The following is a 23,077-nucleotide window of genomic DNA, read 5'->3' on the forward strand; positions in this document are numbered from 1 at the left end:
ACGTTCGTTTTACCTTAATAAAAAGTAAAACTTCCTACGTCTAAATTCTACCATTCTTCCCATCATTTGTCAGCATGATTTCGTAGTTTTTTCTATTGGCATCAAAAATCATATACGATTGGTCATCCTTAAATGTGATCATTACTCTACCACTTCCTGCCTGAGCACTGGTGATCAAAATATCCTCTCTCACTCTCTGGTAAGACTGATAGGAAAGATGGGGATTCGTTTTTTTAAGATGGATCACATCACGAACATCCTGGACGATATCCTCATTTAATGTTCTCAATTTCCAGTCGATCTGATTGACCTCATCGGGGGCATTGTAGGAATTCATGGCACGCGCTTTATCTGCCTGTGTCAATTCGCCTTTTGGACCTGTGGGATAGCGTTTGCTTCTCAAAAACTCCTGCCCTAACTGCATAAAACAGATTCCTTGCATGGTCAGGTTGATAACGGTGGCTAATCGCACACGCTTACGGTGGTGATCCAATTCATCAGAAGGATGAAGCTCCCATAAAAGATCATTGAGATTGTAGTTATCATGAGCTTCGACATAGTTAACGACTTGGCTAGGCGTCTGATAAGGGTTGAGCTCATCGCTGCCTAAAAACCCTTTAGCAAGGATTTCTTCTGTGGGTTCGCCTGATACAAAACCCTTTTCTAGATGCCCATAAACTTCTGCGCCTTTTATAGCATTTCTAATGGTATCATTAAAAAATCCAATCCGTGGGAGCAGAGAAGCATTCTCCTTTTTAGCTTTATCTTGAGGGGCTAAACCGACTCCCATGTCCCATCCTTCGCCATAGAGGAGGATGTTAGGATCAATGGCATCGACAGCCTGCCGGATTGCTCTCATGGTATCGATATCATGTAAGCCCATCAGATCAAATCGAAAGCCGTCAATACCGTATTCTTCAATCCAATAAGTCACAGAATCAATCATATATTTTCGAAACATTTCTTTTTCAGAAGCTGTTTCATTGCCACATCCTGAGCCATCCTGAAAGCTCCCATTAGGGTTCATGCGATAATAATAATCCGGTACAGTCAACTGAAAGGGAGAATTTTCTGTTGAATAGGTGTGATTGTAGACAACATCCATAATAATACCAATTCCTGCATCATGGTAGGCTTGGATGAGTTCTTTAAGCTCGATAATTCGTGTCACTGGCTCGTTTGGATTGGTCGAAAAACTAGCTTCAGGAACATTGTAATTTTCTGGGTCATATCCCCAATTATAGGCATAACTGCCATCATCAAGGATCGTTTGGTGGTGATCAAAGATAGGTTGAAGTTGAACATAGCTATAGCCCATCTCCTTGATATAGTCCAAGCCGGTCTTATCTCCGTATGGATTTTGACTTCCTCTATAATAAGCTCCCTTAAACGTACCACGATAATTCTCAGGGATACCGGATGTTTCCGACTGGGTAAAGTCTCTGATATGCAGTTCACAAATAACGGCTTGGTTAGGGTTAGTGAGGCGCCAGGGAGCCCTATCGCCATGATTAACAGCAAAATCCTTAGGTTGTCTATCTTTTTTAGAAATGATAACTGATCGTAAGCCATCTGCTGTAGCCGCTATACTGTAGGGATCTCGACTGTCTCTGAAAATACGTTTTTTATAGTGAATGCGGTAAGCGTAAGCATGGTAATTGAGATCTTCGTGAACGGTTAGAAACCATACTCCACAGGTATTGAGTCTATGGTTATCTGGCTGGAAATTTTCTCCTCTTGCCATAGGGATGACCTTTTTGACACTGGACTCAGGGTTGGTGGAACTATAGAGGATTACTTCCACTAGTTGGGCAGTGGGAGCCCACAGTCGAAACTGGGTCTGCTCTTTTTGATAGTGGTAACCTAGCCAGCCAGAAAACCCCCATTTTTTATCAAAGGTTTTGCTATTGATGGCCATGTCAAAAGCTTTAGGTCTAGGGTGATTATAGTGGTGGCTGGTAATAGCAGCTTGATGGGAATAATAAACTTCTGGATCGCCATCTATTATCCAAATTTCTGTTTTGCTTTGGCCTTGATGAAGTTTTACATGATAGTCCTGTGTTTTGAAGGACCAGTCCCTATTTTTTACGAGGACTCCAATTTGTTTGACTTCCTGATTACTGTTATAAGTCAGCGTCGCTCTGGCTCCAAAACTGTCAAATAGCGAAAAGTGGCACTCTGATCCTAGAACACTCTCTCGCCACTGCCATAAACTCAAATCATAATACGCCCTATATTTACTATGAAAATGCAGTACCACAACAGTTTCTTTCATAGATTTTCCGTGCTCCCATCAACTCATTATTTCGCCCAGCATCCTCGTCACAAGCTCACCTATTGTACTGTATTAACAAGTATTTTTCAAGAAATACTGCACTGAAACCATTACCAAGTTAAAAGAGCCTGAGACAATTTGCCCAGACTGCTTAGCATTATTCTTGATTATCAGATTGATACAGTTATTGGCCTTTTGTGCCAGCTTCTTTAAGAAATCGTTATTAGGATTAACCGATAGACCCTTCCATTTCAAAGGCGATCAAGCGATTGAGCTCAATAGCGTACTCCATAGGGAGCTCCTTTGCAAATGGTTCAATGAAGCCCATGACAATTTTTTCAGTGGCTTCTTGCTCAGTTAGACCACGGCTCATGAGATAAAAGAGCTGCTCTTCTGAAATCTTTGATACTTTGGCTTCATGCTCAAGGCTAACCGTGGAGTTATGGATTTCATTATAAGGTACGGTATCTGATGAGGAGAGGTCATCCATAAGGATGGTATCACACTCGATATGGCTGAGAGATTTGCTGGCCTGCTGAGCAAAGGTCACTTGACCGCGGTAGTCGACCTTACCACCTGCCCGTGCAATAGACTTTGAAATGATGGAAGACCTTGTATGCGGGGCATTGTGGATCATCTTGGCACCTGTATCCTGATCCTGACCTTTATTGGCAAAGGCTATGGTCAGCATGGTGCCTGTTGCACCCTCACCATCCAGATAGATAGCTGGGTATTTCATGGTTGTCTTGGAGCCTAGGTTACCATCGATCCATTCAACTGTTGCATTTTTCTTGGCAGTCGCTCGTTTGGTTACTAAGTTATAGACATTATCTGACCAGTTTTGAATGGTGCTGTAGCGGATATGAGCCCCTTCTAAGGCAAAGACTTCAACCACAGCTGCGTGCAGGCTATTAGTTGTATAGGTTGGTGCTGTGCAGCCTTCGACATAATGCATGCTAGCATTTTTATCCACTACAATCAGAGTCCGTTCAAACTGACCGGTGTTTTCATTATTGATACGCAGATAAAGCTGCAGGGGAACCTCGACGTGAACCCCTTCGGGAATGTAGATAAAGGTTCCTCCCGACCAGACAGCAGAATTTAGGGCAGCTAGCTTATTATCCGTCGGTGGCACTAATGTCCCAAAATACTGGCGAAAAAGCTCTGGATAGTCTTGGAGAGCTGAGTCGATATCTGTAAAAATCACGCCCTTTTCTTCCAAATCTGTCTTCATATTGCGATAGACTGCTTCTGATTCATACTGGGCAACCGTTCCTGCTAGGTAGGCCTGCTCAGCCTCTGGGACTCCCAAGCGCTCAAAGGTTTCCTTGACCTTGTCAGGAACCTCATCCCAGTCACGGGCTGGTGTATCGGAGACTTTTTGGTAGTAAACAATCTCATCGAAATTGACCTCAGATAGGTCTGGACCCCAGCTAGGCATGGGCATGCTTTCAAAAGCCTTAAGCGCTTTTAGACGAAAGTCTAGCATCCAAGCGGGTTCTTGCTTCTTTTCTGAAATCTGGCGAACAACTGCTTCGTTTACGCCCTTCCCCGTCGAAAATACTGGAGTCATGTCAACATGGAAATTGTAGTCCTCTTGATTGACGCTGAGGTCTTCTTGGTTTGGTTTAGTCATAAGCATCTCCTTTTGCACTACATTATAATATTTCTCCTGAAAAATTTCACCAGAAATTTTTCGCATCATGTTCTCTAGCAAGCAGATTATTTGCCTTTCCTTTTGAGAGGTTCTATGATAAGTAAGTATTTCATTAGAATTGAGGAATTATTTTGACTATTTTAAGTATGGTATTGGCTGTTCTTGTTGCTTTGGAGTTCTTTTATATCTTATATTTGGAAACATTTGCGACTGCATCTGCTGCGACAGCACGTGTTTTTGGCATGACTCAAGAAGAGCTGGCTAGCCCTTCCTTAAATACGCTTTTTAAAAATCAAGGGGTCTACAATGGCTTAATTGGACTCGGTATTTTCTACGCTCTGATTTGGAATCCATCTATGCTCATGCCCATCATGATTTATATTATTCTGGTTGCTGCTTATGGGGCTGTGACCTCTCATCCTAAAATCATCTTAACACAAGGTGGACTGGCTATTTTAACATTCTTATCCTTGTGTTTGGCTTAGTCAGTAACTGACCTTATGTTAAAAGACCTATCACTTGTCAGTGATAGGTCTTTTAGTCGTTTAGATAGCTCTTCAATTTCTGTCAGTGGCAGGTGACAAGCGAATAATAGCTTCCCATTAATAGGCAGTGCTGTTGCGGGCATAATTCTCAAAGTCTTTAATATCTCTGTGATATTGTTTGATGACCTTATCGGTTTTGCTTGGGCTCAATTTTTTGAATTTGAGGGTCATCACTTTTTTGCCAGATGTTTTAGCGATGTGAACAGTGACTTGATCACTTGATTTTTCGTAGCTTATCACGTGTTTAGGTTGTTTACCGCTAATATTTTTAAAGGGATCAACATAGGTTTCTGCTTCATTTTGGCGTTCTGCCTTGGTCATGTCAGGAAACAGTTTTTTTAGGTCCCTGAGAATGCTAGCTTGGTAGGCTGCTGGTGTTTGACTAGCTATGATCTTGTGGTGCCATTGATCGACCTTTAAAGGTGTTTTAAAGTAAGAGGCGATGTCAATGCTGGGATAATCGCTGTGAATGTCATCGCTGACATCATCAACTTCATCGACGACTTGATCAAAGAGCTGAATCTCTTTATGGGCATCGACTGTTGCATAGATGCGGCTTGAGTTTTCAGACAGCTTTTCAAAATTTTCGACATCATTTGTCTCATATTCCTTGGTATAGACGACCTCATAAGTCCCTTCTAAATTGGCAGAAGTATAGCGATATGTGCTGTAACCACCTAGACCTAGAAAAAGTGCCAAAAGGATAAGTCCTAGAACTAAAAACCAGGTCATCTTTTTAGTTTTTCTAGGGGGGTGGAGCAAGGACGCTCTCTGGCTATTATTCAATAAGACTGGTTGAACAGACTGAGTTGATAAGGAAGCGGCATCCAGGGAAGCTGATCCACTTTGGTCGGGTTCTTGTACTTCTTCTACAAATTCTCCGTTTTGAAGAGCTTGGTCAATTTCTTCTGGACTTGGCTGACGACTATTGATCTGGCTGAAATAGTCTAGCCATTGGGACTTATTCATAGGATCTCCTTACTCTTTGTTTTTTAATTATAGCACAGAAATTGCGCCCTCCCTTTGCCAGCCTAGGGCTTTTTTGGGTTAGGTATTAGGATTAGACGATGGGAAAGTCAACGTTAAAGGTGATGGTATCATCCTTGTAGCTGACAAAAATGCGTCCCTTAAAGAGCTTGACCATGCTTTGCGCCATAGATAGGCCGATCCCGTAGCCTGATTTATGTTTATGGCTATGGGATTCATCCTCACGGTAGAAGCGCTCGAAGAACTTGCTATAATCCACATTTTTTCCTTCTTTAAAGGTATTGGATACTGCTAGACGGGCACGCTTGCGCCTGCGGCCACGTTGGCTGAGGACTAATTGAACCGATCCTTCTGGGTCACAATATTTATTGGCATTGTCTACCAGAATAGTAACCAACTCGAAAATCGACTTTTCTTCAGCTCTGATCTTGATATTGGGTTCTATCTGCATATTAAATAACTTACCATCTTTGATCACGGGACCTTTGAAATCCTCGGCAGCATCTTGGACAAGGTTTGAAAAATTGATTTGAGATAGAACGAGATCTGGCTGTTCTTCTAGCCTAGCTAGAGCGACCATGGAATTAATCAAGCTGGTCAGGCGAGTGATTTGATCCTTGGTAGACTGGGACCATTCTGTCTCTCCAGTCATGAGCTCCTGCAATTCTGTATTAGCCTGAATAATGGCTAGAGGGGTCTTTAGCTCATGTCCTGCATTGGTAACAAAGCGTCGCTGCTTTTCCATATTCCGGATAAAAGGATGAATGATACGGCCAGAAAAGAGAGTGAAGATAGCTAGAAAGACGACGAAACTGATCACAGACATCAAATAGGTCAGCCTGGTTAAGCGCCTGGTCGTGTCATAAAACTGGCTACTATCCAGAACGACAAAGGTTTTGTTACCATCATCAGCAGGGGTTTCTTGATAGGAAAAATTCCCCTCACCTAACTGGATCATACCCTTGTCTGTATTTCGCTCCAACATCTCTTCAACCAAATCTATCTGATCTGTTTGACTAATGGATTGGATATTGTCTGTGGACGAGGAGATGATTTTCCCTTGCTTATCAACCGTTACACTAAAATAACGGTATTGATAAAGGTCGTCTGGTGAGTGAAATCCGAGGCGCTCTGAAGTCTTTGAATTATAGGTCAGTTGCCCATCATTAGCTACCAAGAGGCGTAAAACATTGTCGACCTGCTGATTATTGGTGAGCCTATAAGAGCTGGTTAATACACTGGAAAATAGTCCTAGGGCTAAGGCTAGGGCTACTGATGCGATAAGGATGATACGAAGACGTAATTTATCATACATGGCTATCACCTGTTTGAACGAGTTCGAAGCCACTATCTTGATCGCCGATGATCTGGAGATCAGACTGAATGGCCTGCAACTTTTGACGCAGATAAGAAATATAGACATAGACGTAGTCCGGGGTCACCTCTGGATTATCATCTTTAGCCCAGACTTGCTGGAAGATCTCTTGGGTTCCAAGATGTTTACCTTTATTTAGCATCAGGATTTCCATCAGGCGTGTTTCCTTGCTGGAGAGACGGATGCTGTTGGTTGCGCTCAATTCTTGCTCCATGACATTTAGCTTGACTGAACCGACTTCTAAGACCTTATCTGTATAGGTATCTAAGCGCCTTTCCATAGAGCGCAATCGGGCTAGGAGTTCCTTTAGGGATATGGGTTTATTGAGGTATTCATCAGCTCCAGCATCCAGTCCAGTCACTCGGTCATCAATCTCACTCATGGCGGTTAGCATAATGATATGGGTCTTATCACCAGAAGCACGGAGCTCCCTCAGAGCATCTAAACCAGTCTTTACCGGCATCATAATGTCAAGAATGATCACATCATAAGTGTGTGCATTGGCTAAGTCCAGGGCCACCTGACCATTCTGGGCGCGATCAACCTGATAGCCTTCATGCTCTAAAGCAGCCTGATAGACACGTGAGAGCTGCTCTTCATCTTCTGCTAGTAAAATTTTCATAGCACTAATCCCCACTTTCTTGTATAAGATTGCGAATCGTCTGCATGGATAGATCACTAGAAGCTAGCTCATCAGCACAACGCTTGAGTTCTCGGGTGATCATCTCTTGATTTTTAACATGATGCTTATACTTCATCTGGTGTTCTAAGCTGGCCCAGGAGTCCTGGGCGATGGTACGGAGCTGGATCTCAGCAAAATAACGGCCTGGCAGATTGCCATCCACATCCGCCTGCTCACTCTCTACTTCTAAAATCAAGTGATAGGAGCGATAACCATTGGGTTTAGCCTGCTTGATATAGTCTTTTTCAGCATAGACCTGAACATTGGGCAGGGACTTGAGGAGCTGGACAGTTTTGTAAATATCATCCACAAACCCACAGATGACACGAATACCAATGCTGTCATGGATTACTTTCAGGGCAGAATGCGTTGTGGGGCTAAGTCCCTTGCGCTGGCACTTCTCTACCATACTAGCTTCAGTCTTGATGCGTGCCAAGAGATGCTCATAGAGTTTGAAACCAGTACGCTCTTTTTGCTGCCGGCTCTCTTTTTCAATAGCTTGTGTTAGTTGGTTCATCACCTGCCAAAGATGGGGTTCGAACTCTCCGTAAATACCAGTCATATACCTGCTTGTCCTTTGTGCAATAATGGGTTTATTATAACATAATCTCAAAAAGTACTGGCTAACCGGCCATTTCAGACTAACCGAGTACCTAAAAACGAGCCTGGAACAAAAGTTCAGACTCGTTAGTATTATTCTAGATTGACATTGTCTTAGGCACTCGCAAACTGTGAATTGTAGAGATCTGCGTAAAAGCCATTTTGTGTCATGAGGTCATCATGATTTCCCTGCTCAATGATGTTACCTTCCTTCATGACCAAGATAAGGTCAGCATTGCGAATAGTAGATAGACGGTGGGCAATGACAAAGGAAGTGCGCCCTTCCATGAGTTTGTCCATGGCTTTTTGGATCAATTCTTCTGTACGAGTATCTACTGATGAGGTTGCCTCATCTAGGATCAAGAGTGGGGCATCCTTGAGGAGGGCACGTGCGATGGTCATCAGTTGCTTTTGACCTACAGACAAGGTTACCGAATCATCAAGAACAGTATCATAGCCATTTGGCAGGGTCTTGATATAGTGGTGGACACCGACTGCTTTGGCAGCTGCTATGACTTGCTCATCTGTGATGTGTTCTTGATTGTAGATCAAGTTTTCCTTGACTGTCCCTTCAAACAACCAGGTATCTTGGAGAACCATAGAAAAGGCATCATGAACCTCAGCTCGTGTCATATCATGAACATTGACACCATCGATAGCGATACGGCCGCTATTAATTTCATAGAAGCGCATCAGCAGGTTGACAATGGTCGTTTTACCAGCACCTGTCGGACCGACAATAGCAATCTTTTGTCCAGCCTTGGCATGGGCAGAAAAATTGTGGATAATCGTCTTATCAGGTAGGTAACCAAAGGATACATTATCAAAGCTGACATCTCCCTTGACTGTATCAAGTTGTTTGGTCTTAGCTTCTTCGACTTCCATTTCTTCCTCGTCTAAGAACTCAAAGACACGACCCATGGCAGCGTTAGCGGATTGTAATTGGGTGATCCCTTGAGCCATTTGTGTGATAGGCTGAGTAAAGATACGGACATAGGTCATAAAGGCAACGATAGTCCCCATGGTAATGTCACCGTCGAGTGCTAGTTTAGCCCCTACTAAACAGACCATGACATAGCCAAAGTTCCCGACAAAGTTCATCATAGGAAACATGATCCCTGAGAAAAACTGGGACTTCCACATACTTGTATAGAGTTCCTGATTGAGCTCGTCAAAGCGTTCCTTACTCTCATCACGGGCACTGTAAGACGTTACCACATTGTGACCGGTATAGATTTCTTCGACATAACCTGAAACATCGGCTAGATTTTTTTGCTGACGCTTAAAGAGGGGCTGACTCTTACCGATAATAATCCCCGTCAGGGCAAAACCGGCAAAGACAGAGATGATGGCTGTAGCTGCCAGAACTCCGTTAGTCTTGATCATCATGACAATGGATCCAATCAAAAGGATGATGGATGACAGCATTTGTACCAAGCTTTGGTTGAAGGATTGGGTCAAGAGGTCAACATCATTGGTCACTCGTGACAGTGTATCCCCTTGTGAATGGCTATCATAATACATCAGCGGGATACGGTTGATCTTGTCTGAAATAGCGTCACGCAGGCGTTGGGCGAAGCGCTGAATCATGGTAGCTACAATAAAGCTAGCCAGATAGGAAACGAGGGCACCGATAGCATAGAGGATAGCCAGAGTCATTCCTATCTGGGTGATTTTATCCATATCGATTTCACCGGTCAGCCCCTTGGTGATGGTATCTGTCATCTCCTTGAGACGATCCGGTCCAATCACGGTAATGGTACTTGAGACGATCGTAAAAATAATGGCTAAAATAAAGACGGCACGATATCCCTTAAGAAAAGGAGTCATTTTACGAATCACAGATTGTTTTTTGTTTTTCATTTTTCTAACTCCTCCTTAGATAGTTGTGAATAGGCGATTTCTTGATAAACTGAATTATTGGCAAGAAGCTCTTTATGGGTACCTTGCCCGACAACTTTACCTTCATCGAGGACCAAGATTTGATCGGCATCCATAATGGTTGAAATCCGTTGGGCAACAATCAGTTTCGTCAGATCCTTAGTTTGCTTATTGAGCTCCTCACGTAGGATGCGGTCTGTCTTATAGTCCAGAGCTGAGAAAGAATCGTCAAAGATCAGAATTTCTGGCTTACGGGCTAGGGCACGAGCGATAGCTAAACGCTGGCGCTGACCTCCTGAGAAGTTGGTACCACCTTGAGCCACCTCAGTATCCAGACCCTTTTCTTTCCCTTGAACAAAATCTTTGGCTTGAGCCAGTTCTAAAGCCTCCCAGATCTCTTGATCGCTGAGATCTCCCTGGGCACTCTTACCAAACTGAATATTTGAACGGATGGTACCTGTGAAGAGGACAGCTTTTTGAGGGATATAGCCGACCTTGTTGTTTAGATCTTCGTGGGTATAATCTCGCACGTCTACGCCATCAATCTTGATCCAGCCACCCGTAGCATCGTAAAAACGGGCAATCAGATTGACCAAGGTAGATTTACCAGAACCAGTCGATCCTATAAAGGCGATCGTTTGCCCTTTATTAGCCTTGAAGCTGACATGTTCAATCACATCAGCAGAGTTTTTGCTATAACGGAAGGACAGGTCGTGAATTTCAATCTCTCCTACTTGCCCGTTGGTTTCTTTAGACTTTTCTTTAAAGCTGACAGATGGTTCCAGCGCTAGAACTTCATTGATACGCTTGGCAGACACTAGTGCACGTGGCAGGATAATAAAGATAGCTGCCATCATGAGGAAACCAAAGACTGCCTGCATGGCATAGGATGAAAAGACAACCATGTCACTAAAGATGCTGACACGATCATCGATGGCCTCTTTTGCTGCTTTGATCATCTGCATGACCATAGGACTTGTCTTATCAATCTTAGGCAGTGAGACATCATCGATTAAGTTAGCCCCAATCCAGTAGATAGACAGAGTCAAACCACTTGAAACCATGGTCATGACTGGGTTCATCAAGGACATGAGGCGGTAGACAAACAGATTTAGCTTAGTCAGATTGGCGTTTTCATCTTTGAATTTTTTATCTTGGTAGTCCTCTGCATTATAGGCACGGACCACACGGATACCGGTCAATGACTCTCGGGTCGTTGCATTGAGGGCATCTGTCCAGGATTGGACCTTGCGTTGACGTGGAAAGGCAACTAACATCAAGATCGCTAGCATGATCACAACGACCAGAATAGCCACACCTACTGCACCAGTCCACTCACCACTCTTACCCCAGATTTTAGATAGAGCCCATACCGCCATGATAGGACCACGAGTCACCACCTGCATCCCTATGGTGACCATGATTTGTAACTGGGTCAAATCATTAGTGGTACGTGTCAAGAGACTTGGCACTGAAAATTGTTTGATCTCAGCTTGTGAATAATCAGCTACTTGATTGAAAATATCCGAGCGCAAACGGGTGGTGAAACCAGCAGCTGTACGGGCAGCTAGAAAACCAACACAGACAGCCATGACAAAACTACCAAATGAAAACAGCAGCATCTTGGAACCTGGTTCCATGATATCTGATGTCTTTGTCCCTTTTTCCTGCAGCAGACGGGTGATATCAGAGACATACTCTGGTGTTTTTAAATCCATCCATACTGCCAAGCAGACGAATACAGTACTGAGCCCAATCATGCTCCATTCCTTGGCGCTGAGACGTTTGAAAATTTTAAACATCTTCTACTCCTTAATTTCTAGATTTTCTTTAATTTTTTGAAAAACTTTTTGAGAAACTTCAACATCCTTCTCATCAATCCCTTTCAGCAATTTGGCATTGAGGGTCTTGTGAAAGGCCTGGATATCTATAGCTTTTTGCCGACCATGCTCTGTCAGAACCACTTGCTTATAGCGCTTATCTGTCTTTGAGGGGATCACTTGGATAAACTGATTTTTCTCCATGCGTTTGATCAGGTTGCTGGCAACAGATTTTGAGATATTGAGTTTGGTCTCGATGTCCTTGATAAAAATCTCTTGCTCCTGATGATCCAGCAGATAGACCACTGTATAGCCTTGAGGGCCCGCCAAGTGCTCAACACCATATTGCTTAGCCAGATCTTGGACGGCAGATTCCATAGTATTGATGAAGTTTCTGAAAGTATCAAAAGGATCTTTCATGAAAACACCTCACATTTTCTTGAAAACAACTAGTTCTCATGAGAATCATACTACTCCTTCCTCCAATCAAAGTCAAGAATAATGTTTCCATGAGAACTAATTTAAGAATACAAAAAGAGAGGCCTAAAATGCCTCTCAGCTTGAAGAAAAAGTATTGCTCGCCACCATCCTTAAGTGCTGTCGGACGCTAGCAACCTCCTTCGGAGTTTCATAGCTCAATTTTGAGCCCTAGGGCTCAAAATTCCCGAGTGTTAGAAAGGTTTATATAATGGCGTTTTTAACACTTTTAGCAGGGCGGTGGTGGCTGGATTATGCTCGCCTTACTCGCAAAAATCTGAAAATGAATCTGCTGGCATAGCGTTCTATCCCTTAGACGATGCCTTGAGCTGACATAGCTTCAGCAACTTTAAGGAATCCGGCGATATTAGCACCAACAACCAAGTTACCTTCTTGCCCAAACTCTTTAGCTGCTGCTGCAGCATTTTCGTAAATGCCTTTCATGATATCGTAGAGCTTGCTGTCCACTTCTTCAAAGCTCCATGATGTGCGCCCGCTGTTTTGAGCCATTTCAAGAGCTGATACCGCTACACCGCCGGCATTGGCAGCCTTGGCAGGTCCAAATGATACCCCATTTTTAAGGAAGACATCAATGGCACCCAGCGTTGATGGCATATTTGCCCCTTCAGAAACGGCTATCACACCATTTTTTACAAGTGTTTCAGCGTCTGTTTCGCTCAATTCATTTTGAGTGGCACATGGGAAGGCTAGATCTGCCTTAATAGACCAGATTGTCGTTTCTCCACCAGCTGGAGTGAAGCTTGCACTTGGACGTGCATCAGCGTAAGCTGTAATACGTGCACGATCCACTTCTTTGACTTGTTTGAGCAGGTCCACATCAATCCCTTCTGGATCATAAACGTAACCAGATGAATCAGATACTGCTACAACCTTAGCACCGAGGCTCTGCAATTTTTGCGTTGCGTAGATGGCAACATTACCAGAACCAGAAACGATGGCTGTCTTATTGTTGAAGTTTTCACCACGAGCATTGAGCATTTGCTCTGCAAAATAAACAGCTCCATAACCAGTAGCTTCTGTACGAGCCAGTGATCCACCCCAGGTCAAGCCTTTACCTGTCAATACACCAGTGTATTCGTTGCGGAGGCGTTTGTACTGACCATAGAGATAGCCGATCTCACGTCCTCCAACACCGATATCACCGGCAGGAACATCTGTGTCTGCACCGATATGTTTGCTGAGCTCAGTCATGAAGCTTTGGCAAAACCGCATGATTTCATTATCTGACTTGCCTTTAGGATCAAAGTTAGATCCACCCTTACCGCCTCCGATAGGTTGACCAGTTAGTGAATTTTTAAAGATTTGTTCAAATCCTAGGAATTTGATGATGGATTGGTTAACCGAAGGGTGGAAACGAAGTCCTCCTTTGTAAGGACCGATGGCAGATGAGAACTGCACACGGAAACCACGGTTAACTTGAACCTTTCCTTGGTCGTCGACCCATGGGACACGGAAAGAGACGATGCGCTCTGGCTCAACCAAGCGTTCTAAGAGATTTTCCTCGATGTATTTAGGGTATTTATCAAAGACTGGTACCAAAGACTGGAATACTTCCTCTACTGCTTGCAAGAATTCTGGTTCATGGCTGTTTAATTTTTTAACCTTTTCAAAGACACTGTCCACATATGTTTGTCCATTTGTCATAGCACTTACCTCCGATATATTGAATTGTAATTTTTATTACGGATCATATTATATAAATATTCAGAATATTTTGTCAAGATTTTTCCAATGTCTGGTGGCCATCATTCGGATATTCTGCTCTTTTGATGACAAAGACTTATCTACAAAGGCAGCTACCGATTGTTTAGGAGATTTTCTGCTATTGTTTGCTATTGGGCAGAATTTATATAGTAGACTCCTAACAAAAATTAATCTTATAGTTAATACTGCTTATCTGCTACCAACTTAATAGTTTTCGGTCTTCTTTAGGAAATCACGCTTGGTTTGGTATCTTGATTCTTCCAACTCATCCTCCATATAACGAAGCTGGCTCATAAACTCTTGAACCTTATCATTGACTTCATGCCAGTAATGATTTAAAGAAGAAGTTGGACTTAAGCGTTGCAACTCATCAAGATGTCCATAATGATCATCCATCAAGTTCTGTCCTTCTATTTTCAAGTCATGCAAATCCCATTCCATTTCATTAAATTCCCGTAACTTAGCCCAGTAGGCCTCTTCTAACCGCTCTTTTTCTTTTTGATCCATCTATTTCTCCTCAAGTCCTTATCGGATTATCGAACTGAGGCTTGGTAAGAGAAGAAGCCTGATCTGTAGCGGCATTAGCGGCCAACCCCTCAAAAGATGGCAAGATACCTACTTTTAGTTTTGTGCTGGCAACCTGCTTTAGTTCTGATGCTATCTTATCAAGCTCAGATTCTAGCTCCGCTCCTTTCTCTGAAGCTCTATCTTTAGCCGTCTGAACAATAGCTTTAATCAAGGCTCTTTCTTGAGCTTTTCTCAATTCTTTGAGTCTTTCTTTAAACTTATCTAGATCTCTGGTATCAATCATATTATCCTCCTTATAGTAGTTTCAGGGCATCTGATTTGAAATTATAAATATCTTGAGAGGACTCTTGGTCACTGCTTTCAATAGCTTCACCAGCCTTCATGATTTGCTCAACTAAGTCTTCAACCTTCTGGGCAAAGTTTTTTGCTTGTGCAAGATTGTCTTGTTCTATGCCTTCATCCCATACCTGATCAAACTCAATTTCTGCTAACAAAGCTTCAACCTCACTGTCAGAGAGCTCAGTCGCTATACTGTATGCCTTTGCCCGGCTAGAGTCCACAATTTCTCTCACCTCATCTTTGATCTGGTCGGTCGTGTGGCTAAGCTTATGCAAAAGATCATCCACTTGACTGGTCGCTTGACTCACACTAGCAAAAAGGAGTAATTTTTTTAGCATAATACGCTCACCACCACTAGAACCACCGAAACGCTGAAGCAGATCCTTCAGTCCCGCATATTTCCCCTGCTTGAGGTAGGATACTTCTAGGGTATCCAAAGAAGTGGATGTATTCTCACTGTCTTTGGTTCTATCTTTACTCGAAAAATTACCATAAACAGCCAAATAATCCGCCACATAAACTGCAGCCATGCTCAGATCGCCATTGGCTTTATGGACAGCTATTGCTAATACTTGTTGATAGGTCATGCCTGAGGCAAATTGATTCTTTTTGACATAGTAGGCTACGTTCAAATCATTTCCCTTTATCCTAGCTCCAGAGGGATCGTGATTGTATCCTTCGTACTCTTTAACCTTGCCATAAGGAATATTTCCTAGCCCACCGTCAAACATGGTGATTTTATTTTTACTGTCACTGTAGATTGTTGCATGTTTATCCAGATATTCTTTCTCCTCTGGTGTAATCCCTCTTGGATTGACAGTATCTTCCATGGCTGCCTCACCGCCCCAGTCATTGAAGTTGGTCACTTTAATCGCTTTATCATCAGACAAGCCATTTTCAGCAGCAATTTTTGCCACGGCAGGGCCTGATTGACTAAAACCAGACATGTTGGAGATTGTTCCGCCTTCGTTCTCCACTTTCTTGTCAGTCTCAGAATAGAATTTTCTAACCTCCTCAGTTTGTGGTGTAATAATTTCTCTCGCGGCAGCTGCATTTGCGGTTGATTCATTGAAGCCAGGATCTGTACCGGCAACCGTGATGGTGGTTTCATCATAGTTGGGATTGTCACCCTTTTTATTATCTACTGGAACATAGGCGATAGCCTCCGTCGTGTCGCCTGCATTGGTTTTATTGACGATTTGGTAGTACTGTTTCTTGCCATTTTCTAACTCAACTTCAGTAACATAACCTTCCTCTTGTTTTATGTTTTCTTTCCTCTGTTTTTGTAACCCTTGGATTTCTTCATCTGTTAACGCCATTTGTCTGCACTCCTTTCATCTAGGTCAAAATGATATACCAACTCTGTGTTATACCGGATTTTTGCATTTGGACTACCCTCTTCAGTCTTAAGAATATCTTTTAGTTGGTTATCTTCAATCAGCAATTCTATATTCTCATCAATCTTATCTGATTTTTTTAATTTAGCCCTATCCGGCAAATGGGCATGTCCACTCACATCTACATCATTTTGTAGGTAGATTACTTCTTTTCCTTGATAGTCAAAATCCATAGCATAGATACCACTCTTAAAACCATAGGGAGCTGGACCAAAATTTCCTATAGTTTTGCCTAAATAGGCCTTGTTACCATGTTTATCATAGATAACAGGTACAACTTTCTCACTTTTTCCTTCAATGCCGTTTCCATCTATAAAGATTGGTGAAAACTCAATTTTACTGACACCTGAATAGTGGTCCTTGATATAGACGGCTGTTTGTTGTTCTAACATGAGAAAGGCGTGTTTATAAAGCTGGGATTGCTTGTGTTTGTGGTAAAAATGACGACCAACTAGCCCTCCAATTACAAGAACAATAATAAGCAGGTAGAGCCATTTTTTACGAGATTTAGCCTTCGATACTTTGTGAACGTCTTCATCTGTTAATGCCATTTAGTTGCACTCCTTTCATCTAGATCAAAATGATACAGCAATCTTTTATTGGTTATTTTTGAGATGACTGAGAAATGTGATGTGAGCATGTAGCTGAGTAACATCAAGCATGCCACTGGTATACTCGATTAGACAGCCATTTTCGTAGAAGACATTGTCAGGTAGAGGCGCAGTCGGTGGGACAGCTGTGGCTACCATGACAATACAAAAAATGCCACCATTTCCTGAGTTTTCCCAACTATTGGCTGTAAACATATAAGTGTAAGCTAGGAAGGACTCTCCTGAAAATTGCCCCGAGATGACATTGAGGACTTTCTTTCCAAATCCTCTGCCAAAAGGATAGTGCCTGAAGTTAGCATAACGCTGTACAAAAACATTGGTACCCAAATCTTTGTTAAAGCCACCTTTACTTTTGGCAACGCCATATTGGACATAAGAACCAGAATACTGTGCCTTGTCAAAGGCGTAGCCATGGCTAGCCGCAAATGTTTTGTAAACATTATTCTTGCGACGGGCAAAATAGATAGCAATCATTGCACCAGCTATCCCAAGTAAAGCCGGTAGAATAATGGCTAAAATTGTTATGATCATCATTTATTTTTTCTCCTTTTAACGCTATAAATGCACCTAGTCTATCGATCACTTACCAGAACTGATGAGGCTATGCAGAAGCGATCACTCATAACCAGTCGTTTCTTAATTATAGCATAAAATCCCGCTTGCTTTGAGCGGGATTTTAACTAATCTTGATCAGCAAACTGACTCATGTAGAGGTCATAATAGAATCCGTGAGCGGCAAGGAGACTCTCGTGGTTGCCTTGCTCGATGATCTGCCCTTCTTTGAGGACTAGAATCTTATCGGCTTCTTGAATAGTCGACAGGCGGTGAGCAATGACAAAGCTGGTACGTCCTTTCATGAGATGGCTCATGGCTTTTTGGATCAAAAGCTCCAGGCGGGTGTCAACGGATGACGTTGCTTCATCTAAAATGAGAATCTTAGGATCTGCCAGCAGGGCTCTCGCAATCGTCAGCAGCTGCTTTTGGCCTTGTGAAATATTGCTGGACTCTTGATTCATCTCCATGTTATAGCCACCTGGTAGCGTACGGATAAAATGGTCGACATTGGCAGCTTTGGCCGCTGCGATAATGTCCTCATCGGTCGCATCTAACTTGGCAAATCTCAGATTGTCCTTGATGGTTTCTTCATAGAGCCAGGCATCTTGAAGTACCATACCGAACTGTTGGCGATAGGCTTGTCGAGATAGATGACGGATATCATGACCATCTACTGTGATGGCACCCTTGGTCACATCATAAAATCGCATGAGTAGATTGATCAAGGTCGTCTTACCAGCACCGGTAGGACCTACAATGGCAATCATCTGACCGGGCTCTACGTCAAGATTGAAGTCCTTGATCAATGGTCTTTCCTCTACATATTGGAAATCCACATGCTTAAAGGAAACCTGTCCTGTTAAATCATGCGAAAGGTGCTCAGTCACATCAGATACTTCATTTTCTTCATCCAGAACGGCGAAAATCCGCTCTAGGGAGGATCGGGCCGACTGGAGCATACCAGCCAGCTGAGTCAGCGTCTGGATGGGCTGACCAATCTGCCAGAGGTACTGGACAAAGGCTTGGAGGTTACCAACCGTCAGCTTGCCTGCAATGACCTTGAGCCCACCCCAGACTGCTATGATCAGATAGGCACTGTCTGAGATGGCATTGAGAACAGGCATCATGAGCCCCGAGCGAAAGCTAGCCTTGAAGCCGACTTCTTGGATCTCATCTAAGAGGCTAGCAAATTCTTGAGCAGAGCGCTCTTCACGCCCATAGAGCTTGATAATATTAAAACCAGATAGATTTTCTTGCACAAAGCCATTCATATCCCCTAGGGCGTCAGCCTGACGTTTAAAGTAAGGCTGGGACTTGTTCAGCATATATTTAGCCAAAAAATAAGTCAATGGTATGCTGAGGATAACGACAATAGCCAGTTGAATATTGAGATAGAGAACCATGGCAATGACCATGATCAGGGTCAAAACAGCATTGATAACCTGCAAAAAGGACTGCTGCAGGGCATTTGAGACTGTTTCAACATCATTGGTAAAACGCCCTAGCATATCGCCGAATTGATGCTTATCAAAGTAAGAAACGGGAATATGATTGATCTTATGGCTAAGATCATAGCGTAAATCGTGAATGGCGTTTTGGACCGTTCGTGTCATGAAGTAATTGGAGCCATAACTACCGATTTCAGACAGCAGCCCACGAATACCATAAACGAGTAGTAACAAGGCAATTTTTTGACCATTGATGGCAAGACCGTTGACTAGACTATGAGTCAGCTCTGTCACAGCCAAACCAAGGATAAAGGGCTCTAAGACACTAGCAATGGTCGCTAAGATTTTCAAAAAGATAGCCAGGTAGAGGGTGACTCGATAGCGTTTGAGATAGGTCCACAGGCGGGCAAAGACAGAATGATTAGTCATGTACAGTCTCTCCTTTCTCAGTTAGGCGCTCACGATTGAGCTGGGAGTTGGCAATAGCACGGTAGATGTCATTACTAGCCATCAACTCGTCGTGGGTGCCACGGCCGACAATCTCGCCTTCATCGAGAACGATGATCTGGTCGGCATCCATGATCGTGCCGACACGCTGAGCCACGATAAGGACTGTGGCATCCTTGGTGACACTCTTTAGTTCCTGACGAAGCTGGGCATCTGTACGGTAATCCAAAGCCGAAAAAGAATCATCAAAAATATAGACATCTGGTTTTTTGACGATAGCTCGAGCGATCGCTAAACGCTGCTTCTGACCACCTGAAAGGTTGCTGCCACCCTCTGCTAGATGCGTTGCTAATCCTTCCTCCGTGTTCTCTATAAATTCCTGGGCCTGGGCGACACGCACAGCTTCTTCCAAATCAGTTTGCGTCGCATGAGGATTTCCGTATCTGAGATTATCTTCGATGGTCCCTGTAAATAACAGCGCCTTTTGCGGAACCGCACCAATCTTCTGACGAAGGGCTGTGAGATTATAATCCCTGATATCGATACCGTCGATTAGTATTTTTCCCAGGGTAACGTCGTAAAAACGAGGAATCAAATTGACCAAAGAAGATTTACCAGAGCCGGTCGATCCGATAAAGGCTGTTGTTTGACCGGGTTTGGCTGTAAAGGAAATGTCGTGCAAGACGGGACTCTCAGTCTCACCAGGATAGGCAAAGGTAACATGATCAAATACCACATAACCGTGAGTATCTGTCTCTTTTATACCGTCAGGATTCTCAGAAATCGAGATGGTCATGTCCATGACCTCCTGAATCCGATGACTGGACACTACCATGCGTGGGTACATGGTGAAGAGATTCGCAAAGATAAGGAAAGAAAACAGGGCATGGAAACTATATTCCAGAAAGGCCACTAGATCCCCAATCTGCATACTACTCTCACGCAGGGGCTTGAGCGAGAACCAGACAATGGCAATGATCATAGCCACAATGATCTGGATAAACATGGGCTCTGTTAGACCAGTCAGGGTAAAGAGGCGCGTGGAGGTCTCTGCATAGCGCTTATTTTTCTCGTCAAATCGCTCTTCTTGAAAGGGCTCACGGGCAAAGGCACGTATCACTCTCAATCCAGTGAGATTTTCACGGACATACTGGTTGATCTTGTCCAGGGTTTGCTGCTGCTTTTCCGACAGCGGACGAGTCTTTATGGCCACATAAGCAATGGTTATTATCAAAAATGGGATGAAAAAGGCAACGACCCAAGCTAGGGAGGCACTCGTGATCAGAATCATCACAACAGAAGAAATCATCATGAGTGGGGTAACTAGACCGATCCGAAGACTCTGCTCGGCAAACTGCATAAGGACAAAGGCATCTGTTGTCATCCTTGTGACCAGAGAAGAGACCCCAATATGCTCGTACTCCTCATGAGAGTACTGCTGCAGCTTTTGATACATGTCTTTGCGCAGGTCTTTAACCATATGGGTCGCTAAATTACTAGTTCCATAAGCCAACGTCACACGTCCAATCACACCTGCAAGGACAACAAGAAACATAATCCCAGCCCAGAAATATAGAGCATGGGTGTCTTTTTGATTAATCCCTTGGTCAATCATACGGGCCAAAACCGTGGGCATGCCCAAATTGACCACTACGAATAAGAAGGCTCCGATAAGGTTCCCCATCAGCCATTTGGGGTATGTCTTTAAGTAAGACCAGATAAGCTTCATAACATCCCTCCCTTTCATTTTATAATTTCAGTAAACAGATATAGTATTAGACTATTTATTTTTTAATCATATCTTTATTTCTGTTCTCTATAACCTATATTTTAAGCGAGTATTTTAACACTATCCTTCTAATTCACTCAAGTACTCATAGCGCTCATATTTTTCTAGCAGTTGGTCATTTAGATTATCTAGCTCTTTTTGAAGGTCGCTCAGTTTGGTGAAGTCACTGCCTTGGTGTTGCATTTCTTTTTCGACCTTTGCAATTCCTTCCTCAAGCTCAGCAATGGCAGCTTCAATCCTTGCCCACTCCTGCTTTTCTTGATAAGACATGCGCTTCTTATCGGACTTGGGCTGGGAAGTTTTAGGGGCTTTTTGAGCTTTTTGCGCCTGATCAGCCACTTGTTTCAGGAACTCCTGCTCATCTAAATAGTCTGTATAATTGCCGTAAAATTCTCGAATACTGCTATCTTCAAAGGCTAAAATTTTATTAGCTACTTTGTCCAGAAAATAGCGGTCATGGCTAACAGTAATGACGGCGCCAGAAAAATCCTGTAAAAATTGTTCCAGAACAGTCAAGGTTGCAATATCGAGATCATTGGTCGGTTCATCCAATAAGAGAACATTAGGCTTTTCAATCAAAATTTTAAGCAGATAGAGACGCTTTTTCTCTCCTCCTGAGAGCTTGGCAATCTGGGTGCCGTGGGTGGAACGTGGAAATAAAAACTGCTCAAGCAGCTCTGTGATGCTAGTAGTACCTACAGCCGTTTTGACTTCCTCTGCCACTTCTTGCAGGTAATTAATCACCCGTTTGCTCTCATCCATTCCCTTGATTTGCTGGGAAAAATAGCCAATACGAACCGTTTCACCTCTGTCTAGCTGACCGGCTGTTGGCTCTAGATCCCCATTGATGAGGTTTAGTAGGGTAGACTTTCCAGCACCATTGTCTCCGATAATACCAATACGATCCTTGTTTTGAACTAAGAGATTAAAGTCTTTTAAGATCTCTTTATCTGGGTAGGCAAAGCTGACATGATCGAAGTTAAGAACTTTTTTGCCGATCCGACTGGTCTCAAAATTAATAGCTACTTGGCCTTGTTCACCAGAGGTTGAGCTGATATCCGTCTTGAGATCGTGGAAGCGATTGATCCTGGCCTGTTGCTTGGTTGCCCTAGCTTGGGGTTGGGTTCGCATCCAAGCTAGCTCTTGCTTGTAAAGTTGTTTTTTCTTATGGAGAGAAGCCGCTTCACGCTCATCCTGCTCTGCTTTAAGACGGACATAGTCCTGATAATTTCCCTGATATTCCAGCAAACGGGCACGATCCAACTCAAAAATACGGGTAGCAACATTGTCCAAAAAGTAACGGTCGTGGGTGATAAAAAAGACAGTCTTCTTAGCTGTCTTGAGGTAATTGGTCAGCCAAGCAATGGTCTCAATATCTAGGTGGTTAGTGGGCTCGTCTAACAAGAGCAAATCAGCATCCGCCAAGAGAGTTTGAGCCAGCTGAACACGTCGACGTAAGCCGCCTGAGAGCTGACTTACTGGTCTTGTCAAATCCTTAATCCCTAATTTCGTTAATACCGTTTTAATATCACTCTCAATGGACCAGGCGTCCAGACGATCTAACTCAGCCATCACCTTTTCAAGCTCAAGCTGATCCTCTTCTTTGTAGTTCAGCATCAGCGTTTCATAGCGACGAATCAAGGCAACCTCAGGTCTATCTGAATCCAAAACAGTTTCTAATACGGTCTTAGTCTCTTCAAACTTTGGCTCCTGGGTGAGATAGGCAATCTGATAATCACTGGCCTTATGAAAGGGGGAGACGTCCCCATCAAAGCCAGTCCGATCAGCTATGACATCTAAAAGGGTGGTCTTACCTGTTCCATTGACACCAATCAGACCAACCCGATCCAGATCATGTATCATAAAGGAAATGTCACGAAAAACTGTCTTATCCCCAACGGATTTGGTCAATTTTTCGACAATAAAATCACTCACACTA

At 43.3% G+C, this 23,077-nt stretch carries 19 protein-coding genes; 1 reads left to right on the forward strand and 18 read right to left on the reverse strand.

Features of this window, described 5'->3' with window-relative positions; translation table 11 throughout:
* Positions 1 to 40: 40 nt before the first annotated feature.
* Together pulA and sufB are read right to left on the reverse strand one after the other, a co-directional pair.
* Positions 41 to 2,275 (reverse strand): type I pullulanase, encoded by a 2,235-nt coding sequence (gene pulA, locus AC4HAJ_RS05855; RefSeq protein ID WP_491079228.1) that lies wholly within the window; start codon positions 2,273 to 2,275, stop codon positions 41 to 43.
* 229 nt (positions 2,276 to 2,504) lie between these two features.
* The gene (sufB, locus tag AC4HAJ_RS05860) at positions 2,505 to 3,911 is read right to left on the reverse strand and encodes a Fe-S cluster assembly protein SufB (RefSeq protein ID WP_491079229.1); all 1,407 of its coding nucleotides are present in this window, start codon (positions 3,909 to 3,911) and stop codon (positions 2,505 to 2,507) included.
* 152 nt (positions 3,912 to 4,063) lie between these two features.
* Between sufB and AC4HAJ_RS05865 the strand changes: the two genes are divergently transcribed.
* Positions 4,064 to 4,417, forward strand: a complete 354-nt coding sequence (locus AC4HAJ_RS05865) for a DUF1304 domain-containing protein (RefSeq protein ID WP_491079230.1) — start codon at positions 4,064 to 4,066, stop codon at positions 4,415 to 4,417.
* Between the two features lie 117 nt (positions 4,418 to 4,534).
* Here AC4HAJ_RS05865 and AC4HAJ_RS05870 read toward each other — a convergent pair whose 3' ends face one another.
* The 16 genes from AC4HAJ_RS05870 to AC4HAJ_RS05945 form a co-directional block, all read right to left on the reverse strand.
* The gene (locus tag AC4HAJ_RS05870) at positions 4,535 to 5,446 is read right to left on the reverse strand and encodes a hypothetical protein (protein WP_491079231.1); all 912 of its coding nucleotides are present in this window, start codon (positions 5,444 to 5,446) and stop codon (positions 4,535 to 4,537) included.
* Between the two features lie 91 nt (positions 5,447 to 5,537).
* A complete protein-coding gene (locus tag AC4HAJ_RS05875) occupies positions 5,538 to 6,779 on the reverse strand; it encodes a sensor histidine kinase (RefSeq protein WP_491079232.1) in 1,242 nt (413 codons plus the stop codon).
* Complete coding sequence (locus tag AC4HAJ_RS05880) at positions 6,772 to 7,461, reverse strand: response regulator transcription factor (RefSeq protein WP_491079233.1); 690 nt, start codon at positions 7,459 to 7,461, stop codon at positions 6,772 to 6,774. Before AC4HAJ_RS05880 ends, AC4HAJ_RS05875 begins: the two co-directional genes overlap by 8 nt.
* Positions 7,462 to 7,465: 4 nt before the next feature.
* On the reverse strand, positions 7,466 to 8,083 hold the full coding sequence (locus tag AC4HAJ_RS05885) for a GTP pyrophosphokinase (RefSeq protein WP_491079234.1): 618 nt from the start codon (positions 8,081 to 8,083) through the stop codon (positions 7,466 to 7,468).
* A gap of 152 nt (positions 8,084 to 8,235) precedes the next feature.
* Complete coding sequence (locus AC4HAJ_RS05890) at positions 8,236 to 9,984, reverse strand: ABC transporter ATP-binding protein (RefSeq protein WP_491079235.1); 1,749 nt, start codon at positions 9,982 to 9,984, stop codon at positions 8,236 to 8,238.
* On the reverse strand, positions 9,981 to 11,804 hold the full coding sequence (locus AC4HAJ_RS05895) for an ABC transporter ATP-binding protein (protein WP_491079236.1): 1,824 nt from the start codon (positions 11,802 to 11,804) through the stop codon (positions 9,981 to 9,983). The genes AC4HAJ_RS05890 and AC4HAJ_RS05895 overlap by 4 nt, the downstream gene beginning before the upstream one ends.
* A 3-nt stretch (positions 11,805 to 11,807) precedes the next feature.
* Complete coding sequence (locus AC4HAJ_RS05900) at positions 11,808 to 12,242, reverse strand: MarR family winged helix-turn-helix transcriptional regulator (protein ID WP_491079237.1); 435 nt, start codon at positions 12,240 to 12,242, stop codon at positions 11,808 to 11,810.
* A 369-nt stretch (positions 12,243 to 12,611) separates the two neighbouring features.
* A complete protein-coding gene (gene gdhA, locus AC4HAJ_RS05905; RefSeq protein WP_491079238.1) occupies positions 12,612 to 13,964 on the reverse strand; it encodes an NADP-specific glutamate dehydrogenase in 1,353 nt (450 codons plus the stop codon).
* Between the two features lie 264 nt (positions 13,965 to 14,228).
* Positions 14,229 to 14,531 carry a hypothetical protein gene (locus tag AC4HAJ_RS05910; RefSeq protein ID WP_491079239.1) on the reverse strand — a complete coding sequence of 101 codons (303 nt, stop codon included), beginning with the start codon at positions 14,529 to 14,531 and terminating at the stop codon, positions 14,229 to 14,231.
* 10 nt (positions 14,532 to 14,541) lie between these two features.
* On the reverse strand, positions 14,542 to 14,835 hold the full coding sequence (locus AC4HAJ_RS05915) for a hypothetical protein (RefSeq protein ID WP_491079240.1): 294 nt from the start codon (positions 14,833 to 14,835) through the stop codon (positions 14,542 to 14,544).
* 10 nt (positions 14,836 to 14,845) lie between these two features.
* The gene (locus AC4HAJ_RS05920) at positions 14,846 to 16,210 is read right to left on the reverse strand and encodes a hypothetical protein (protein ID WP_491079241.1); all 1,365 of its coding nucleotides are present in this window, start codon (positions 16,208 to 16,210) and stop codon (positions 14,846 to 14,848) included.
* Positions 16,201 to 16,839: a hypothetical protein gene (locus tag AC4HAJ_RS05925; protein ID WP_491079242.1), complete on the reverse strand. Its 639-nt coding sequence runs from the start codon at positions 16,837 to 16,839 to the stop codon at positions 16,201 to 16,203. The genes AC4HAJ_RS05920 and AC4HAJ_RS05925 overlap by 10 nt, the downstream gene beginning before the upstream one ends.
* A 45-nt stretch (positions 16,840 to 16,884) precedes the next feature.
* Entirely contained in the window at positions 16,885 to 17,433 is a 549-nt protein-coding gene (locus AC4HAJ_RS05930) for a hypothetical protein (protein ID WP_491079243.1), read from the reverse strand.
* Positions 17,434 to 17,579: 146 nt separating this feature from the next.
* Positions 17,580 to 19,331: an ABC transporter ATP-binding protein gene (locus tag AC4HAJ_RS05935; RefSeq protein WP_491079244.1), complete on the reverse strand. Its 1,752-nt coding sequence runs from the start codon at positions 19,329 to 19,331 to the stop codon at positions 17,580 to 17,582.
* Positions 19,324 to 21,078, reverse strand: a complete 1,755-nt coding sequence (locus AC4HAJ_RS05940) for an ABC transporter ATP-binding protein (RefSeq protein WP_491079245.1) — start codon at positions 21,076 to 21,078, stop codon at positions 19,324 to 19,326. Before AC4HAJ_RS05940 ends, AC4HAJ_RS05935 begins: the two co-directional genes overlap by 8 nt.
* 120 nt (positions 21,079 to 21,198) lie before the next feature.
* Entirely contained in the window at positions 21,199 to 23,073 is a 1,875-nt protein-coding gene (locus AC4HAJ_RS05945) for an ABC-F family ATP-binding cassette domain-containing protein (RefSeq protein ID WP_491079246.1), read from the reverse strand.
* Between the last annotated feature and the right edge of the window lie 4 nt (positions 23,074 to 23,077).

It is taken from the genome of Streptococcus sp. ALY_211 (assembly GCF_058314555.1).

What these genes read in the sequence shown, in the direction of transcription:
- pulA (WP_491079228.1), bottom strand. Translation starts at nt 2,275, where the DNA reads ATGAAAGAAACTGTTGTGGTACTGCATTTTCATAGTAAATATAGGGCG.
- sufB (WP_491079229.1), bottom strand. Translation starts at nt 3,911, where the DNA reads ATGACTAAACCAAACCAAGAAGACCTCAGCGTCAATCAAGAGGACTAC.
- AC4HAJ_RS05870 (WP_491079231.1), bottom strand. Translation starts at nt 5,446, where the DNA reads ATGAATAAGTCCCAATGGCTAGACTATTTCAGCCAGATCAATAGTCGT.
- AC4HAJ_RS05875 (WP_491079232.1), bottom strand. Translation starts at nt 6,779, where the DNA reads ATGTATGATAAATTACGTCTTCGTATCATCCTTATCGCATCAGTAGCC.
- AC4HAJ_RS05880 (WP_491079233.1), bottom strand. Translation starts at nt 7,461, where the DNA reads ATGAAAATTTTACTAGCAGAAGATGAAGAGCAGCTCTCACGTGTCTAT.
- AC4HAJ_RS05885 (WP_491079234.1), bottom strand. Translation starts at nt 8,083, where the DNA reads ATGACTGGTATTTACGGAGAGTTCGAACCCCATCTTTGGCAGGTGATG.
- AC4HAJ_RS05890 (WP_491079235.1), bottom strand. Translation starts at nt 9,984, where the DNA reads ATGAAAAACAAAAAACAATCTGTGATTCGTAAAATGACTCCTTTTCTT.
- AC4HAJ_RS05895 (WP_491079236.1), bottom strand. Translation starts at nt 11,804, where the DNA reads ATGTTTAAAATTTTCAAACGTCTCAGCGCCAAGGAATGGAGCATGATT.
- AC4HAJ_RS05900 (WP_491079237.1), bottom strand. Translation starts at nt 12,242, where the DNA reads ATGAAAGATCCTTTTGATACTTTCAGAAACTTCATCAATACTATGGAA.
- gdhA (WP_491079238.1), bottom strand. Translation starts at nt 13,964, where the DNA reads ATGACAAATGGACAAACATATGTGGACAGTGTCTTTGAAAAGGTTAAA.
- AC4HAJ_RS05910 (WP_491079239.1), bottom strand. Translation starts at nt 14,531, where the DNA reads ATGGATCAAAAAGAAAAAGAGCGGTTAGAAGAGGCCTACTGGGCTAAG.
- AC4HAJ_RS05915 (WP_491079240.1), bottom strand. Translation starts at nt 14,835, where the DNA reads ATGATTGATACCAGAGATCTAGATAAGTTTAAAGAAAGACTCAAAGAA.
- AC4HAJ_RS05920 (WP_491079241.1), bottom strand. Translation starts at nt 16,210, where the DNA reads ATGGCGTTAACAGATGAAGAAATCCAAGGGTTACAAAAACAGAGGAAA.
- AC4HAJ_RS05925 (WP_491079242.1), bottom strand. Translation starts at nt 16,839, where the DNA reads ATGGCATTAACAGATGAAGACGTTCACAAAGTATCGAAGGCTAAATCT.
- AC4HAJ_RS05930 (WP_491079243.1), bottom strand. Translation starts at nt 17,433, where the DNA reads ATGATGATCATAACAATTTTAGCCATTATTCTACCGGCTTTACTTGGG.
- AC4HAJ_RS05935 (WP_491079244.1), bottom strand. Translation starts at nt 19,331, where the DNA reads ATGACTAATCATTCTGTCTTTGCCCGCCTGTGGACCTATCTCAAACGC.
- AC4HAJ_RS05940 (WP_491079245.1), bottom strand. Translation starts at nt 21,078, where the DNA reads ATGAAGCTTATCTGGTCTTACTTAAAGACATACCCCAAATGGCTGATG.